At 73.2% G+C, this 17,767-nt stretch carries 6 protein-coding genes; 1 reads left to right on the forward strand and 5 read right to left on the reverse strand.

Translation table 11 applies throughout. The features are described 5' to 3' along the window. Window positions 1-11 precede the first annotated feature (11 nt). On the forward strand, window positions 12-8,831 hold the full coding sequence (locus tag N4G63_RS07705; protein ID WP_314599539.1) for a GH36-type glycosyl hydrolase domain-containing protein: 8,820 nt from the start codon (window positions 12-14) through the stop codon (window positions 8,829-8,831). Between the two features lie 45 nt (window positions 8,832-8,876). On the opposite strand, the gene N4G63_RS07710 is transcribed toward N4G63_RS07705, so the two are convergent. The 5 genes from N4G63_RS07710 to N4G63_RS07730 form a co-directional block, all read right to left on the reverse strand. After that, entirely contained in the window at window positions 8,877-10,604 is a 1,728-nt protein-coding gene (locus N4G63_RS07710) for a tannase/feruloyl esterase family alpha/beta hydrolase (RefSeq protein ID WP_314599540.1), read from the reverse strand. Window positions 10,605-10,685: 81 nt separating this feature from the next. After that, window positions 10,686-12,662, reverse strand: a complete 1,977-nt coding sequence (locus tag N4G63_RS07715) for a helix-turn-helix domain-containing protein (RefSeq protein ID WP_260787761.1) — start codon at window positions 12,660-12,662, stop codon at window positions 10,686-10,688. A 76-nt stretch (window positions 12,663-12,738) separates the two neighbouring features. After that, a complete protein-coding gene (locus N4G63_RS07720; RefSeq protein WP_260787762.1) occupies window positions 12,739-13,686 on the reverse strand; it encodes a 3-hydroxyacyl-CoA dehydrogenase family protein in 948 nt (315 codons plus the stop codon). A gap of 6 nt (window positions 13,687-13,692) precedes the next feature. Further along, entirely contained in the window at window positions 13,693-15,396 is a 1,704-nt protein-coding gene (locus tag N4G63_RS07725) for a tannase/feruloyl esterase family alpha/beta hydrolase (protein ID WP_260787763.1), read from the reverse strand. 70 nt (window positions 15,397-15,466) lie between these two features. Further along, window positions 15,467-17,698 carry a TonB-dependent receptor gene (locus N4G63_RS07730; RefSeq protein WP_314599541.1) on the reverse strand — a complete coding sequence of 744 codons (2,232 nt, stop codon included), beginning with the start codon at window positions 17,696-17,698 and terminating at the stop codon, window positions 15,467-15,469. Window positions 17,699-17,767 lie beyond the last annotated feature (69 nt).

Genomic DNA, 17,767 nt, shown 5'->3' on the forward strand with positions numbered 1-17,767 from the left:
CGGGCGCGCGCATGGCGCCGCCTGCCACCCCCCCGCTCGGCAGCCCGCTGGCCGCGCAGCTCGACGCCGATCTCGCCACCTTGCTGGGCAAGGCCCCGGCACCCAGCGAAAACCCGGTGCGCGCGGTGATCTTCGGCCGCGCCCGCTTCGAGCAGCATGGCCGCAGCCTGGCCGCCACGCACGAGGTGGTGGCCGGCCGCCAGGCGGGCGACTTCTTTCCGCGCCTGGCCTCCAACATCGCGTTGCTGCAGCAGGCCCGGGCGGTGCTCGAGCGCCATGTGCTCGAGGGCCAGCACCTGGGCCCGGCGGCGCACTGGCTGCTTGACAACGCGGCCCTGGTCGACGAGCAGCTGCACCTGATCCGCCAGGGCCTGTCACCCGGCTTCTACCGCCGGCTGCCGCGCCTGCGCGACGAGCCGCTGGCCGGCCTGCCGCGGGTCTATGGCGTGGCCTGGGCCTGGGTGGCGCACACCGACAGCGGCCTCGACGAAGGCCTGCTGTCCGCGTATCTGTCGGCTTATCAATCGGTGCGGCCGCTCACGCTGGCCGAGCTGTGGGCCCTGCCCACCACGCTGCGCGTGGTGATGCTGGAGAACCTGCGCCGCCTGGCCGAACGCACCGCCATGCTCGAGCTGGCGCGCGACGCCGCGCACCGCTGGATCGACCAGCCCGACGCCACCCGCCAGCTGGCGCCGCTGGACGCGCTGGCCGAGCGCCTGACCGCGCGTGGCGTCGACAGTGCCTTCTTGCTGCAGCTGCAGCAGCGCGAGGACGAGCTGCCGCAGGCCCAGGCCCGCGCGCTGTCGGCCTGGCTGAGCCTGCGCCTGCCCGACCCCGCTGCGGCACTGGCCGCCCAGCAAAGCCTGGCCACCGAAGACCACCAGAGCATCCGCAACGCCATCACCACGCTGCGCCAGCTCGACCGGCTCGACTGGCGCCGCATCGTGCTGGCCACCAGCCCGCTGATGCAGACGCTGGCGCAGTCGCCGGTGTTCAGCGCCGAGCGCGAGGACACCCAGGACGCCACCCTGCACGCCGTCGAGAAGCTGGCCCGCCGCAGCGGCCATGGCGAGACCGAGGTGGCGCGTGCGCTGCTGGCACTGACCGAGCGCCACACCGACCGCACCGCCCCGGCCGCCGCGCCGCGCTACTGGTGGCACGGCCCCGGACGGCCCGAGCTGCTGCGCGCACTGGGCCTGGGCGCCGCCCCGGCCGATGCCGCGCCCACGCCACCCACGGCGCCGATGCGCCTGCGCACCACGGTCTACCTGGGCGGCATGGCGGCGCTGGCCGCGCTGGCCACCGCCTGGCTGATGCGCCACCAGGCCAGCGCCGAGGCCCCGCTGTGGCTGCTGGTGCTGTGCACCCTGCTGCTGCTGGGGCCGGTGGGCGAGGCGGTGGTGGCCGTGGTCAACCGCCTGATCAGCGAGTCGGCCCGGCCGATGCGCCTGCCACGGCTGGCACTGGCCGATGGCCTGCCCGCCGACGAGCGGGTGCTGGTGGTGATGCCCTGCCTGCTCACCAGCGGCCATGGCATCGACGGCCTGAGCCAGCAGCTGCTGCAGCATGCGGTGGCCAATCCGCAGCGCCATGTGCAGTTCGCGCTGCTCAGCGACTGGGCCGATGCCGACCAGGCCGAGCAGCCGGCTGATGCCGCGCTGCTGGGCCAGGCCGCGCAGGCCGTGCAGCAGCTCAATGCGCGCCAGCCGGCGCCGCCCGGCGAGCCGCCGCGCTTCTTGCTGCTGCACCGGCCGCGCCAGTGGAGCGAGACCGAGCAGCGCTGGATCGGCTGGGAGCGCAAGCGCGGCAAGATCGAGCAGCTGGTGCAGCTGCTGGCGGCACCGGCCGATGCCGGCGCGCCCTTTGTCGACCTGGGGGCGATCTCGCGCCCGCATCCCGGCACCCGCCACCTGCTGAGCCTGGACGCCGACACCGACCTGCCGCCCGGCCGCCTGCTCGAGCTGATGGGCGTGGCCCTGCACCCGCTGAACCGCCCGCGGGTCGACATGCGCCAGCGCCGCGTGGTCAGCGGCTACGGCATCCTGCAGCCGCGCGTGGTCACGCCGCTGCCGCCGCCCGAGGCCTCGACCTGGTACCACGCGCTGTTTTCGGGCGAGTGCGGCATCGACCCCTACAGCGCCGCCAGCTCCGAGGTCTATCAAGACCTGTTTGGCGAGGGCAGCTTCAGCGGCAAGGGCCTGCTCAACGTGATGGCCCTGCACTGGACGCTGGGCCAGCGCCTGCCCCAGGGCCAGGTGCTGAGCCACGACCTGCTCGAAGGCGCGCTGGCGCGCTGCGCCGCGGTGAGCGACATCACGGTGGTGGAAGACGCGCCCGGCCATGCCGACGTGGCCGCCTCGCGCCTGCACCGCTGGACACGCGGCGACTGGCAGCTGCTGCCCTTTGTGCTGCGTCCGGGGCGCTGGCCGATGGCCGCGATCAGCCGCTGGAAGATCATCGACAACCTGCGCCGCTCGCTGGTGGCGCCGATGTCGCTGGCGCTGCTGCTGCTGGTGCTGGCCACCAGCGTGCTGCCGCTGGGCTGGACATTGGCCAGCGTGGCCGCCGCCTTCTGCGCCGGGCCGCTGCTGGGGGCGCTGGCCGGGCTGGCGCCCAGCCGCGACGACATCGCGCTGCCATTGTTCTTTCGCCGCGCCGGCGCCGAGCTGCTGCGCGTGGCCGGGCTGGCGGCCTGGCACCTGGCGCAGCTGGTGTCGCTGGCCTGGCTGCATGCCGATGCCGTGCTGCGTGCGCTGTGGCGCCAGGCCTTCAGCCGCCGCGGCCTGCTGCAGTGGACCACCGCCGCCGCGGCCCAGGCCGCCGCCCGCAGCACGCTGCCAGCGCTGCTGCGCCAGCACCGCCGGCCGGTGGTGCTGGCCCTGGCCCTGGGCGCCGGCGCGCTGGCCCTGGCCGCGGCCGGCCGCCTGGCCATGCCGCTGGCCACCGCGCTGCTGGTGGCGCTGTGGGCCGCCAGCCCGGTGTGGACCTGGTGGGCCAGCGTGCCGCGGCCGCTGCCGCGACGCGAGCGCCTGGACCTGCGCGAGCGCGACTGGCTGCGCGGCGTGGCCCGCGACACCTGGCGCTTCTATGCCCACCACGTGGGCACCGACGACCACTTTCTGCCGCCCGACAACGTGCAGCAGCAGCCGCGCGAGATCGTGGCCCACCGCACCTCGCCCACCAACATCGGCATGTACCTGCTCAGCGCGGCCTGCGCGCAGGCGCTGGGCTTCATCGGCCGGGCCGACCTGGCCGAGCGCCTGGCTGCCACGCTGGACACGCTGGAGCGCCTGCCGCGCTGGCAGGGCCACTTCTACAACTGGTACGACACGCGCAGCCTGGCCGTGCTGCCGCCGGCCTATGTGTCCACCGTGGACAGCGGCAACTGCGCCGGCCACCTGCTGGCCGTGGCCGCGGCCTGCGAGCGCCTGGCCGCCACCCTGCCCGACCCCGGCCGCGCCGCGCAGCTGCTGGCCCAATCACAGCGCCGGCTGCGTGCGCTGCAGCCGGTGCTGGCCGGCGCGCCCACGCTGCGCGACGTCGCCGAGCTGGTGGCGCTGCGCTGGAACCCGGCCGACGCCGCCGACGCCGCCGACCCGCAGGGCACGCTGCATGCGCTGGTGCAGCGCGCCCGCCTGCAGCTCGATGCCCTGGGGCAAGGCCAAGGCCAGGGCCGGGCCGGCCCGCACGACGAATCGATGCTGCGCCAGCTGCACGACCATGTGGCCCTGGTGGCCTCGCTGCTGCGCGACGCCGTGCCCGATGGCCGCCATGTGGGCGCCGACGCGCAGGCCTGGCGCGCGCTGGGCCGGCGCTGCCGCGCGCTGGCCCTGGCACCCGACTTTGCCGCGCTGTACGACCCGCAGCGCAAGCTGCTGCACATCGGCTACCGGGTCGAGGCCCAGCAGCTCGACGACAGCCACTACGACCTGCTGGCCAGCGAGGCGCGCCTGACCAGCCTGCTGGCCATCGGCAAGGGCGATGTACCGCCGGCCCACTGGGCGGCGCTGGGGCGGCCGTTTTTTGCCTGGGGCCGCGGCGTGGGCCTCAAGTCGTGGTCGGGCTCGATGTTCGAGTACCTGATGCCCTCGCTGCTGCTCGACGAGCCGCCGGGCAGCGTGCTGCACCAGGCCACGCGCAGCGCGGTGCAGGCGCAGCAGCTCGAGGCGCGCGAGCACGGCACGCCCTGGGGCATCTCCGAATCGGCCATCGCCGGCCAGGACCACACGCTGGCCTATCAGTACGGCCCGCAGGGCGTGCCGGCACTGGCGCTGCGCCGCGCCCCGGCCGACGAGCGCGTGCTGGCGCCCTATGCCTCGGCCATGGCGGTGCTGGTGGCGCCGCGTGCCGCGGTGGCCAACCTGCGCGCGCTGCAGGCGCTGGGGGCGCGCGGCGCCTACGGCTTCATCGAGGCGCTGGACTACACGCCGCAGCGGCAGGTGGACGGCAGCCCCTTCGTGCCGGTGCACACCTTCATGGCCCACCACCAGGGCATGGCGCTGGTGGCCATTGCCGATCAGCTGCTCGACGGCCTGCCGCGGCGCTGGGCGGCCGACGATCCGGTGCTGCGCGCCACCCGCTCGCTGCTGCACGAACGCGCGCCACGCGAGGTGCCGGCGCTGCGCGCCCCGGTGCCCGCGCCTGCGCCGCGGCGCCAGCGCGGCACCCGCCTGGTGGCCGAGGTGATGCCGCTGGCCGAGCCGCTGCCCAGCACCCAGTTGCTGACCAATGGCCGCCATGCCGTGGTGCTGCGCAGCCATGGCGCCGGCCAGTCGCTGTGGCAGGGCCTGGCGCTGAGCCGCTGGCGCGACGATCTGCCCGGTGATGCGCTGGGCCAGTTCATGATGATCCGGCGCGACGCTGCGGCCGGCCAGCCGCCGCAGCCCTGGGTGTCGCTGAGCGCCCATCCGGCGCCCGATGCGGCCGCGCTGTACCGCTGCCGCCACCTGGCCGACCGCAGCGTGTTCGAGGCCGAATGGCCCGACCTGCTGGCCCGCACCACGGTGTGGGTGAGCCCCGAAGACGATTGCGAGCTGCGCGAGGTGACGCTGATCGCCCGTGGCGACACGCCGGTGGCACTGACCCTGGCCAGCCATGCCGAGCTGGTGCTGGCACCGCAGCGCGCCGACGAGGCCCACCCGGCCTTTGCCAACCTGTTTGTGCGCGCCAGCTGGGACGCCGACAACCAGGCCCTGTACCTGGCCCGCCAGCCGCGCCTGCCCGACGAGCAGCCGGTGCTGGCCGCCCACTTTCTGGCCTGGGGCGCGGCCGCCACGCTGCCGGTGCAGCCGCTGGCCGACCGCCGCCGCGTGCTCGGCCGCCATGGCCGCAGCGGCCAGTGGCTGGGCGATGGCGGCGTGAGCTGGCTCGACGAGCCGGCCGACGCGGCTGAAGCAGATGCCGGTCAAGCAGATGCCGGCCAAGCCGATGCCGGCGAAGCCGCCGTCGGCAGCGCCCCGGCCCTGCGCCTGCCCGGCCGGCCGCTGGACACCGGGCTCGACCCGGTGGCCTCGCTGCGCGTGGTGCTGCAGGTGCAGCCGGGCCAGGAGCAGCGCATCACCTTCTGCACCGCCGCGGCACGCGAGCTCGAGCCGCTGGAGACCCTGGTCGACCGCTACCGCCAGAGCGGCCAGGCCGAGCGCAGCTCGGGCATGTCGCACACCATGGCCGGCATCCGCCTGCGCGAGCTGCAGTTCGACGCCGACAGCTGGGCCGCACTGCTGCGGCTGAACACCCTGGTCACGGCCCTGGTCACGCGCGATCCGCCGCCGCCATCGCGCAGCGGCAGCACGCTGCGCTGCGAGCGCCGCCTGCTGTGGCGCCACGGCCTGTCGGGCGAGCGGCCGATCGTGCTGGTGACCATCACCGCCGAGCTGGGCCTGGCCCTGGTGCAGACGCTCAAGAAGGCGCTGTGGCTGTGGAACGCCGCCGGCCTGGGCGTCGACCTGGTGGTGCTGAACGCCGAGCCGGCCTCGTACCTGTCGCCGGTGCAGCACCAGCTGCAGATGCTGCGCGAGCGCCTGCAGCAGCAGCAGCAGCATCCGGCCGCCGGCGCCGGCGCGGCGCGCGGCGAGATGCATGTGCTGCCGCTGGCCCTGCTGGGGCCCGATGAGCGCCACACCCTGCAGGTGCTGGCGCGGGTGCGCCTGCTGGCCGATGGCCGCTCGCTGGCCCAGCAGCTGGAACGCGAGCTCGACGAGCACCGCATCGCCCGGCTCGACCGCCTGGCCGGCCAGGCGCTGCCGGTGGCCGCCGCCTGGCCGCTGCAGGCCGCCGCGCCGCGCACCCCGGTGCCCGCGCCCGAGCTGCAGTTCCAGGGGCCGCTGAGCGATGCCGGCTTCGAGGTCTCGCTGCAGCGGCATCCGGCCCGGCCGTGGGTCAATGTGCTGGCCAACGAGGGCTTCGGCTGCCTGGTCTCGGAGATGGGCGCCGGCTTCACCTGGGCCGGCAACAGCCGCATGCAGCAGCTCACCGGCTGGTCGAACGATGCGCTGTGCGATCCGCCGTCCGAGCAGCTGCTGCTGCACGATCTGGACAGCGGCCAGGTCTGGCCCCTGGGCCAGGGCCTGGGCGCGGCCGACGAGGGCCCGCGCCGCGTGCGCCATGGCCTGGGCTTTTGCGCCATGCAGCAGCGCGTGGCCGGCATCGAGGTGGCGCTGAGCTGGTGTGTCGACGTGCAGGCCGCTGTCAAGCAGTGGCTGGCCGTGCTGCGCCTGCCGGCCGGCGCCGCGCCACGCCGCGTGCGCCTGGTGGCCACGGCCGAGTGGCAGCTGGGCGCGCAGCGGGCAGACCGCCTGTCGGTGGCCACGCAACGGCACCGCTTTGCCAGCCAGGCGGGCGGCGAGGGCCTGCCGCGCCCACGCGAGGTGAGCGCGCTGCTGGCCACCCAGCTCGACCCCCTGGGCAGCGGCAGCGACGCTGGCCAGGCCGGCGGCAGCACCGCCTTTCTGGCCCTGCGCTGCGACGCCCCGGGCCATGCACCCCAGGACGCCGACGCCGACGACTGGACCTGCGACCGCCGCGAGTTCAGCAACGGCGCCGGCCGCGCCATGCTGCCGCGCCGCCTGGGCCGGCGCCAGGGCCTGGGGCTCGACCCCTGCGCCGCGCTGGGCGTGGTGCTGGCCCTGAGCCCCGGCAGCGAGCGCGCCGTGTGCGTGCTGCTGGGCCATGCCGGCACCGCCGACGCGGCCCGCGCGCTGGCCGCCAGCGCCTGGGCCGTTGCCCCCACCGAGCGCCTGGCGGCACAGCGCGCGCAATGGCCGGCGCGCCTGGGCGCGGTGCAGGTGGCCACGCCCGACCCGGCCTTCGACGCGCTGGTCAACCACTGGCTGCCCTACCAGACCCTGGTGTCGCGCCTGTGGGCCCGCGCCGGCTTCTACCAGGCCGGCGGCGCCTTCGGCTTTCGCGACCAGCTGCAGGACGCGATGTCGCTGGTCTCGCGTGAGCCGGCGCTGCTGGCCGCGCAGATCCGCCTGCATGCCACGCGCCAGTTTGCCGAGGGCGACGTGCAGCACTGGTGGCACCAGCCCGGCGGTGCCGGCGTGCGCACCCATTTCAGCGACGACCTGCTGTGGCTGCCGCTGGCCTGCGCGCTGTACGTCGAGCGCAGCGGCGATCACGCGCTGCTGGACGAGGCCCTGCCCTTCCTGGACGGCGCGCCGGTGCCCGCCGGCCAGGAAGATTTGTACGAGACCCCGCGCGCCAGCCTGGCCACGGCGTCGGTCTACGAGCATGCCGCGCGCGCCATCGACCACAGCCTGCGCATCGGCGCGCACGGCCTGCCGCTGATGGGCACCGGCGACTGGAACGACGGCATGAACCGCGTGGGCCATGGCGGGCGCGGTGAATCGGTGTGGCTGGCCTGGTTTCTGTGCCGCGTGGTCGATGCCATGCTGCCGCTGGCCGAGGCCCGCGGCGACCAGGCCCGTGCCGGCACCTGGCGTGCCGCCCGCGCCGGCTGGGTGCGGGCGCTCGAAGCCCAGGCCTGGGACGGGCGCTGGTACTGCCGCGGCTTCTTCGACGACGGCTCGCCGCTGGGCAGCGCCGCCAATGCCGAGTGCCGCATCGACCTGATCGCCCAGGCCTGGGCCGTGCTGTCGGGTGCCGGCCAGCCCGAGCGCGCGCGCCAGGCCATGGCCAGCGCCGAGGCCCTGCTGCTGGACGAGCGTGCCGGCGTGCTGCGCCTGCTCGACCCGCCGCTGCAGCATGCGCGGCCGAGCGCCGGCTACATCCAGGCCTATCCACCCGGCGTGCGCGAGAACGGCGGCCAGTACAACCATGCCGCCGTGTGGGCCCTGATGGCCTGGGCCCAGCTGGGCCAGGCCGGCGCGGCCTGGGCCGCCTTTCGGCTGATGAGCCCGGCGCACCGCTGGCAGCAGCCGCGGCAGGCCGAGGCCTATGCGCTCGAGCCCTATGTGATGGCGGGCGACATCTACACCCAGCCGCCCTACCAGGGCCGCGGCGGCTGGAGCTGGTACACCGGCTCGGCGGGCTGGCTGATGCGCGCGGCGCAGGAGTCGCTGCTGGGCGTCACTGCCCGCCACGACGGCCTGCTGCTGCAGCCCTGCCTGCCGCCGCACTGGCCACTGGCCACGGTGCGGCTGCTGCACCAGGGCCACCGCCTCACCGTGCACCTGTGCGGCAACGCCGCCACCTGGCAATCGGCCGTGGCCGCCTTTGCGCAGGCCGCCACCGCGGCCCCGGGCGAGCTGCTGCCCTGGGCCGCGCTGGCCGGGGTGAGCGATGTGCTGGTGCGCCCGGGCACGGCGGCCCCGGGCGCAGCGATGACCCCGCAGACCGCGCCGGAAACTGCGCCGGAACCTGCACCCTGAGCGCGCCCGGCCAGCACCCGGCGTGGCCCGCTGCCGCAGGCCGGGTCAGTGCGTCACGCAGCTGAACGAGGTGGCCAGGTTGACATCGCCGCTGCCGCCGTAGCGCGGCCAGCGCGGGTACTCGCACAGCGGCCGGGTGCGGGTGGCCGTGCCGGTGGCGGTGTCGGCCATGGTCTGGGGCGGTGGCGCGGTCTTCTTCTCCACCCAGTTCTCCAGCGTGGTCAGCGAGTCCCAGGCCACGTTGAACTGGCTGCTCAGCGCATGGCCGTAGCCGGGCGCCTCGTAGTAGCGGGCAAAGCGGTGCACCTCGCCCGGCGTCATGCGCGCCTGCAGGCGCTGGTAGTACTCGGCGCTGCCACGCGCACTGACCAGCACATCGGCCACGCCGTGCGCCAGCAGCAGCTTGCCGCCGCGGGCGGCAAAGGCGTCCAGGTTCACCGGCACATCGAGCAGCGTGGACAGCTCGCTGATCCGCGAGCCCCAGGCGCCGGGGTTCTCGGGGTCCAGCGACAGCGGGTTGTACTGCAGGTCGCGCGTGATGGCGTAGCGGATCAGCGCATCGGTCTGCCGCGCCACATAGGGCGCACCGGTGGGCATCGGGTGGGCCGGCGGCTCGGTGCCGAGGTTGAGGAAGGTGATGACCGGCTGCATGGCATTGCTGCCGGCGATGCCCAGATCGGAGCCCCACAGGTTGTAGCCCGGGTACGAGGTTTCGCCGCTGGCCAGCGGGAAGTTGAAGCGCGTGGCGCTGTTCATGGCCTTGAGGGTGCTGATCTGGAGGTCAGACAGGCAGAAGTCGCCGCTGTCCACGCCGCCGGCGCAGCGCAGCGGCGTGCCGTTGAGGCTGGCGGTGGCGGGGTCGAAGCGGTCGTTGCAGCGGCTCTGGTCGCTGACCACGCCATCGCTCAGGCCATCGAGCGCGTCGCAGGCGGCCAGCGCGACGTTGAGCAGCAGCAGGCGCTTGGCCTGGTTCGGGTAGGCGCCGGGTTGCGACAGCGCGCGGCTGGCGCGGTGGCCGGCCAGCATGGCCGACAGCTGCTTCCAGGCCGGGTACCAGGCAATGATGCCGTCCCAGTCGGCCGGCCAGCGCGTGGCCACTTCCAGGGCCTCGCGGCCGCCGGTCGAGCCGCCGGCAAAGTAGGCCTGCGCCACGCTGTCGGCCGCGTAGCGTGCCTTGATCACATGCAGGGCCGCGTCGCGGGTCTTCTTCAGTGCCTCGCCGGCCCAGTTGCGCAGCGACTCCTCGTTGAGCAAAAAGCTGCCGTCGAGCGAACCCAGCGCGCCGGCAGCGTGGCCGCCATTGCTGGCCAGCACGGCATACCCGCGCGCAATCGGCCGGGGCTGGTCAACCGGGCCGGCCGGCACATTGCCCGTGACATTGGGAATGCTGCCGTTGAAGCCGCCACCGCCCAGCATCATCAGCTTGTTGTTCCATTGCGCCGGCAGCGCAATGCGCAGGCTGATGTCGGGCGCGCTCTTGTCCAGCGGCGCGATGCTGGCCGTCACCAGGCAATGCTCGGGCACCAGGTTGGCGCCGGCACCGGCGGCCGGCACCACCACGGCCGAGAGCACGCTGCCCCCCGAGGTGGGCAGCCCGATCACGCTGGCCGGGATGCCCAGGCCGACCAGCTGCTCGCAGCCCAGCGGCCGGGCGGCGGCCGGCCCGGCCGCGGGCGCGGCGGCCGATTCACCGTCGGCGCCACCGCAGGCCATCAAGGGCAGCGCGGTGGCAAGAACCAGTGCGCGTTGGCGCATCGGGGCAAGGGGGTACATGGCGTCTCCAGGAGCGCCTTGTGAGGTGGCGCCTGGAGCCGCAGTGTTGGCACATCGCGGCTGCGCCGCCATGTGCCCGGCTCACACCGGGCTGGTGTGGCCGGTGTGTCCGGGTGCCACCGGCTCGGTGCGCAGGCTCCACAGGCGCAGCGCGATGTGGATCTCGAGCGCGCGCATCGCCTGGCCCCAATGGCCCAACAGGTCTTCCACGGTGGCCAGCCGCTGGCGCACGGTGTTGGCGTGGATGTTCAGCCGTTGCGCCGTGGTCTTGGCGTTCTGGTTGCAGTCGAAATAACACAGCAGGGTGTCGGCCAGGCCGGAGCGGCGCTTGCGGTCGTGCTCGAGCAGCGGGCCGATGGTGGCGTGCAGAAACTGGTCCAGGCTGGACGGGTCCTGGGTCTCGAACAGCGTGGAGTACAGCGCCAGCTCGTTCTGGCCCACCACCTGGCCCTGCACCCCCAGCCGCTGCAGCACCCCCAGGGACCGCCGCAGCGTGGCAAACACGCCCGGCAGCGCGGCCGGGTTGCTCATCGGGCGCGAGAACACCCCGCGGTGCCCGGCACCGGCCTCGCGGCGAGCCCAGCCGGCCACCGCCTGGCGCACGCCGTCGGCCCGCGGTGCGCCGCACAGCACGACCAGCAGGCCGTCGATGTCTTCGACCAGGCAGCGCTCGAGCGCGCCCATGGGCCGCAGGCGGCGCGCCGCATAGGCACTGCCCGGCGCGTCCAGCTCGAGCAGCAGCAGCGACAGCGGCTGGCCCAGGTCGAGGCCCAGGTGCGCGGCACGGTCGGCCATGGCCGCCAGGTCGTCCTGGCGCGGTGACAACAGGGCGCGCAGCAGCGCCGCGGTGTCGCGGCTTTGCGCGGCCTCGCGCCGCTCCTGCGACAGCAGCACGATGCCCACCACGCTGGAGCTGCGCTCGAGCGTGCGCACCGCCAGCTCCGACAGCGCACCGGCATGAAACAGCGCCAGCGCGCCCAGCATGCCGTCGCCGCCGATGACGGGCATCACGCGGCAATGCTCGCCATCGTCCTGATAGGCCGGCACCGAGCGGCCGATGCGGCGCGCCTGGCGCAGGGCCTCGGCCATGGCCGCGCTGCGCTGGTCGTGCGGCGCGTAGCGCGCGGCGCCGCTGCCGCCATAGCCCTCGGCCGTGCCGCGGCTCAGCACCTGGGCGGCCTCGTCGAGCACCAGCACGCTGCCGCCCAGGCGCTGGGCCACCGACTGGCACAGCGTGGCCAGCGAGGCGCCGCGCGCCAGCAGCGAGGTCATTTCCTCGTGGGCATCGGCTGCGGCCTGCACGTCGCGCGCATGCTGCTCCAGCGCGGCGCGTGCGGCGTCGGCCTGGCACAGCGCGGCCTGCACACGGCCGAAGTCGCGCGCGTTCTTCAGCGCCACCGCGGCGTGCGTGGCCAGGGTGCTCAGGATGGCCAGGTTGTGGGCCGTGTGCACGCGCGGGTAGCGGTCGGCCACGAACAGCAGGCCGATGACCTCGTCGGCCCAGATCAGCGGCACGCCGGCCAGGGCCACGATGCCCTCGTCGCGAAACACGCTGTCGAGCCCGACATCGTGGGTGAAGCGGCGGTCGTGCAGGTAGTCGGGCGTGGTGAAGGCCTGGCGCGTGGACATCACCACGCTGACCACCCCGCGCTCGCGGCCCACCACCATGGCTGCCGTGCCGGGCGCCAGCGAACCTTCGGCCACCACCACGCGGAACACGCCCTGCGCGCCGTCCAGGATCGACAGCCAGGCCATGTCGCCACCCAGCAGGGCCCGCGCACGGCGCACGATGGTGCGCAGCAGTTCGTCCAGGTCGAGCCGGCTGGACAGGTCTTGCGCCGACTCGACGATGGCCAGCAGCCCCTGCTCGCGCTGCTGCAGCAGCTCCAGCCGGTTGCGCACGGCCATGGCCATGCGCACACGCTCGATCAGCGCCGTCTTGCTGTTCGATCCGGGCAGGGCCTCGGCAGCCAGCAGGCGGGCGCCGAACTCGTCCGCCAGGGCCCCCTGGTGCAAGAGATCCACCAGGTCGGCGGCAATCTGTTCGGCGGACTCCATGGGCGGCGATGCATTCAGAAGGCCGCCGAGGTTAGCAGAGCAGGCCCCGCCGCCGGGCCGCCAGCGATGTGATCCATCAACACTGGCAACCCCCTTCCCATGTGTGCGGATCACGGGGGGCTGCGGCGAGCGGGGCTTGAAGATGGGCCGCGAGCCGGCGCCGCAGGGCTTCGGCTTCGCCATCACGCCAGAGCCGCAGGCCCTGCCCCGTCTGCATGCCGAGGTGGCCATCGTCGATCAGCCGGTCCAGCAGCGGCGAGGCCTGCGGCGTGGCCCGCAGCGACGGAAACAGATAGCGATGCACCGCACGGGTCAGGTCCAGGCCCACCAGATCGGCGTTCTCCATCGGGCCCAGCACCGGGAGGCGCAAGCCAAAGCTGTTCTTGACCACCAGGTCGATGGCCTCGGCATCGCAGACGCCGTCCTCGACCAGGCCGATGGCCTCGCGCCACAGTGCGTGCTGCAGCCGGTTGCCGATGAAGCCGGGCACATCGTGATGCACCTTGACCGGCAGCTTGCCAATGGCGGCCAGCCATTCAAAGGCCGCCTCGAACACTGCCGCATCGGTGTGCGGCGTGCGCACCAGTTCCACCAGCGGAATCAGGTGCGGCGGGTTCCACCAATGCATGCCCAGCAGGCGGGCGCGTGCGCTGCCGGCCAGGCCTTCGCCGATGCGCGTGATCGGGATCACCGAGGTGTTGCTGGCCAGGATGGCGTGGCCCGGCGCGGCCTCGGCCATGCGGGTGAACAGCTGCTGCTTCAGCGCAAGCCGCTCGGGCACGGCCTCGATGACCAGGTCGGCGTGCGCCACTGCCTCCTCGAGCCCGGCCTCGAGCGAGATGCGCGCCATCACCGGGCCGGGCTCGCGCCCTTCGTCGCGCAGGTTGGCCGCCACGCGCGCCAGGGCGGCAGCGCGCGCGCCCAGGTCGGGATCGCTCAGCACCACGGCATGGCCGGCCGTGGCAAACACCTGGGCGATGCCATGCCCCATCAGGCCGGCGCCGATGACAGTGACGGACTTCATCTTCGCTCAATGGCTGCTGCAGGTGAACGACTCGGCAGCGTTCAGATCGCCGCTGCCGCGGTACCTGGGCCACAGCGGGTAGTCGCACAGCGGGCGGGTTCGGCCGGGCACGCCCACGGTGTCGGTGGTCACCTGCCGCTCGGGTGCATGTCCCTGCTCAACCCATTGCTCGAGTGCACTGAGCGAGTCCCAGGTGGCGTTGAACACACTGCTGACGGCATGGTTGTAGCCCGGCACCTCGTAGTAGCGCACAAAGCTGCGCAGCGGCCCGGCCCCCATCTGTGCCAGCCAGACGTTGTAGAGCGCGCGTGTAGAACGGCTGCTCACCAGCACATCGTTCAGGCCGTGGGCCAGCAGCAGCTTGCCGCCCTTGGCGGCAAAGGCCGACAGGTCGCGGCGGTTGTCCAGACTGGCGCTCAGCAGGCCGATGCGCGCGGCCCAGGCGCCCGGGTTCTCGGGGTCGAGCGACAGCGCGTCGTAGCTGGGGTCGCGGGTGACGTGAAAGCGGACCCACTGGTCCAGGTAGATGCTGATGTAGGGCGCGTCGGCCGGCATGGGCCGGCCGGGCGCCGACTTGTTGAACGCCAGGAAATTGACGATGGGCTGCACCGCGTGGGTGCGGGTGTGGATGCCGGTGTCGGCGCCCCAGATGTTGTAGCCGGGGTGCTGGTGCTCGCCGCTGGCAAGGTAGTCCAGACGGGTGGGCGTGTTGATCACCTTCATGGCCGTGATCTGGACGTCGGACAGGCAGTGGTCGCCCGTGTCGGCACCGTCCGCACAACGCAGCGCCTGATCGCCCAGCCGGGCCGTGGCGGGATCGAACACCGCATTGCAGCGGTCCTGGTGGCTGATCAGGCCGTCGAGCGCGCCGTCCAGGCCGTCACAGGCCTGCAACGCGGCCCGCAGCAGCGCGTCGCGCTTGGCTGCATTGGGGTAGGCACCGGGCTGGGCCAGCGCGCGGTTCATGCGGTGGCCACCGAGGATGCTCACCATGCCGGCGCTGGCCGGGTACCAGGCGATCGCGCCATCCCAGTCGGCCGGCCAGCGCTGCACGGCCTGGATGGCTTCGCGCCCGCCCGTCGAACCGCCGCTGAAATAGGCCCGCACCGGTGGCCGCCCGTAACGATGGGCGATCAGGGCAATGGCCACGTCGCGGGTCTTCTTCAGTGCGTCGCCGGCATAGTTGGCCAGCGCCTCGTCGTTCAGGCCGAACGACGCATCCAGGCTGCCCAGCGCATTGGCCTGGTGGCCCGAGTCGCTGCCGAAGGTGGCGTAGCCGCGCGCCATCGGCAAGGGCTTGTCCACCGGGCCGGCCGACACATTGCCCAGCACATTGGGAACGGTGCCATTGAGTCCGCCGCCGCCGAACATCAGCGCTTTGCCGTTCCACGCGTCGGGCAGGGCCAACTGAAACCGGATGGGTGGCGCCGCCGGATCGACCGGCCCGATCTCACCGGCCACCAGGCAGTGCGCTGGCCGCAGCGCGGCGCCGCTGCCTGAGGCTGCCACCGCGGTGGCGGTGGTGACCCGCGCGCCGCGGGTGGGCAGGCCGATGCGGTCGGCGTCGACGCTGTGCGAGGCCATCTCGGCACAGCCGCGTGGTGGCTGGGGTGGCGTCGGCACGTGGAGGCTGGCGCACCCCGTGGTGGCCAGCAGCATGGCGGCCGGCAGGCAGAGGGTCAGCAAGGCGTGGATGGGTCTGACGGTCATGGTGGCGGTCTCGGGCTGGGTGGCTGCGGGCATGGAAGGGTTGGCAACGTGCGGGCGGCTGCGGCGGTGATCAGAAGAAGCGGGTCACGCGCAAGCCGTACTGGCGGGGCGCCCCGGCGAAACGCAGGCCGGAGCTGATGGCCGCCACATAGCGCTCGTCGGTCAGGTTGCTGCCGTAGAGGCTGGCCATCCACTCACCCTGCTCGAGGTCGATCTGCGCGCCGAGCAAGCTGCGGCTGCCCAAGCGGTCGCCCCGCGCCGCGTCGGCAAACAAGGTGGCCCACTGCGGGCCGACGTGGGCCCACAGCAGCCTCGGCGTGAGCACCGTGTCGCCAACCTGCATCCGGCGCTCGAGCCCCAGGTTGAAGGTGAACTCGGGCGCATAGGTCTGCTGCCGACCGGCGAGGTGGATGCAACTGGTGCTGGCCGGGCCCTGCAGCGGATCACACCGGCTGACGGCCGGCGCGCGCGGATCGGTGGCATAGAACTGGCCCAGCGCGCTGCGCAGCCAGCCGAGGTTCATGCGCGCCGACCAGCCCTGGCCCAGGCGTGCCTGGATCTGCTGCTCGAGGCCGTGGATGCGGGTGGGCCGCGGCGTGTTGACCTCGACCCCGAACACCGGCAGTGTCGGGTTGCCGATGGTGACCTGGAAGTTCTTGTAGTGGTTGTAGAACACCGAGGTCTGCGCGTTCAGTCGCCCGCCCAGCCAGCTGGCCTTCCAGCCCAGCTCGGCCGACAGCACCTTCTCGGCCTCGAACGGGCTGGCCTGCCCCAGGCCCACCGGCACGTTCAGGCCGCCGGGCCGGTTCGCGCTGGCAACGAAGCCGTACACGAAGTGCTGATCGTTGATCGTCCAGTTCAGCGCCGCCTTGCCCGGGAAGCCTTTGAAGTCGACCGTCTGGCGCTGCGACAGTGGCAGGCCGTACTGCAGGATGTCGAGGTTCAGCGCATGGTGCGTCACCGAGTAGCGCCCCTCGACCACCAGCTTGAGCTCCGGGCTCAGCTGCTGGCCCAGTTGGCCAAACACCGCCTGCGTGCGGCGCGGCGTGTCGCCATGAAAGCTGTACTCGGTGGCCGGGTTGCCCGCCGGCGTGCCGATCACCAGGTTGCCTGGCGCCACCTTGAACGACTGCCGATTGACATAGGCCCCCAGCACCCAGGTGCGGTCACCGCCATCGGCCGAGATCAGGTTGAGCTCCTGCGAGTGGCTGCGTTCGTCGGTTGAGTCGAAGAAGCGGTTGTTCGCGAACGCGGTGCCGTCCAGGTCACCGGCGTAGGCCGTGTTGCCGGTCTGGTAGCCGGTCACTGCGCGCAGGCGGCTGCCGTCGTCGAAGCGGTACTCGAGCTTCAGCACGGTGCGCGCAAAACGGTCGCGCGCCATCTGCTCGGCATTGGCGCCGATGGTGAACGGGTCCTGGGTGGCGCTCACCGGGTCGGCCGGATACCCGCCCATGTCGATGTGGTGGATGTCCGTCTTGAGCAGCGCCGACAGGGCCGGCGACGGCTTCCACAGCAGGCCCAGGCGCGCGCTGCTGGAGCGCAGGCGCCCCGGATGGCTCGCATGCGGGCCGGTGACGGTCCAGAAGCTGTCGCGGCGCTGGCTGTTGAAGGCCACTCGCGCCGCCAGCTCGCTGCCCAGCGGCAGGTTGACCGCGCCCTGGGCGGCCAGGTCACGGTAGTTGCCAAGCTGGCCCAGCACATAGCCGTGCACGCCGCCCTGGATGACCGGGTCGTTGGAATCAACCAGGACGGCGCCGCCGGTGGCGTTCTGTCCGCCAAAGGTGCCCTGCGGGCCGCGCAGGATCTGCACCGAGGCGATGTCGTAGTAGGGCTCCGAGCTGAAGTAGCCCGGAGAGGTGGCCACGCCGTCGCGGTAGGTGATCACGCCGGTGGTGGTCTGGGTGTTGGTCTCGGCCTTGCCGATGCCACGGATGGTCACGTTCAGACCCTGGCCGTAGTTGTTGGCCGCCACCGAGGGCGTGGCGAACTGAAGCTGCTCGAGCACGGCCACGCCGGCGCGGGCCAGGTCGTCGCCGCTCAGCACCGTGGCCGAGACCGGCGCGGTCTTCAGCGGCTCGGCGCGGCGCGATGCGGTGATGGTGAGCGTTTCCACGGCGGGGGTGTCAGCGGCCCGGCCCCTGTCGGCCAGCTTGTCCGCCAGCTTGTCGGCAGGCTTTTCGGCCACCTTGTCGGCTGGCGGCGGATTGGCCTGGCCCTGGGCCTGCGCCAGGGTGCAACCGGCCAGGGCCAGCAGGGTCAGGCGCCGGCGGCCGGCGTCGCGGTGTCGAGTGGGGGTGTTCATGGTCTCCTTGCCTTCTTGTGATGGGCTGGCGTGCGTGGCATCCACGGGCCCGCCGACAGCTGCCGTGTG

The sequence above is a fragment of the Aquabacterium sp. OR-4 genome (assembly GCF_025290835.2).
In the GTDB taxonomy this organism is placed as follows: Bacteria; Pseudomonadota; Gammaproteobacteria; order Burkholderiales; family Burkholderiaceae_C; genus Pseudaquabacterium.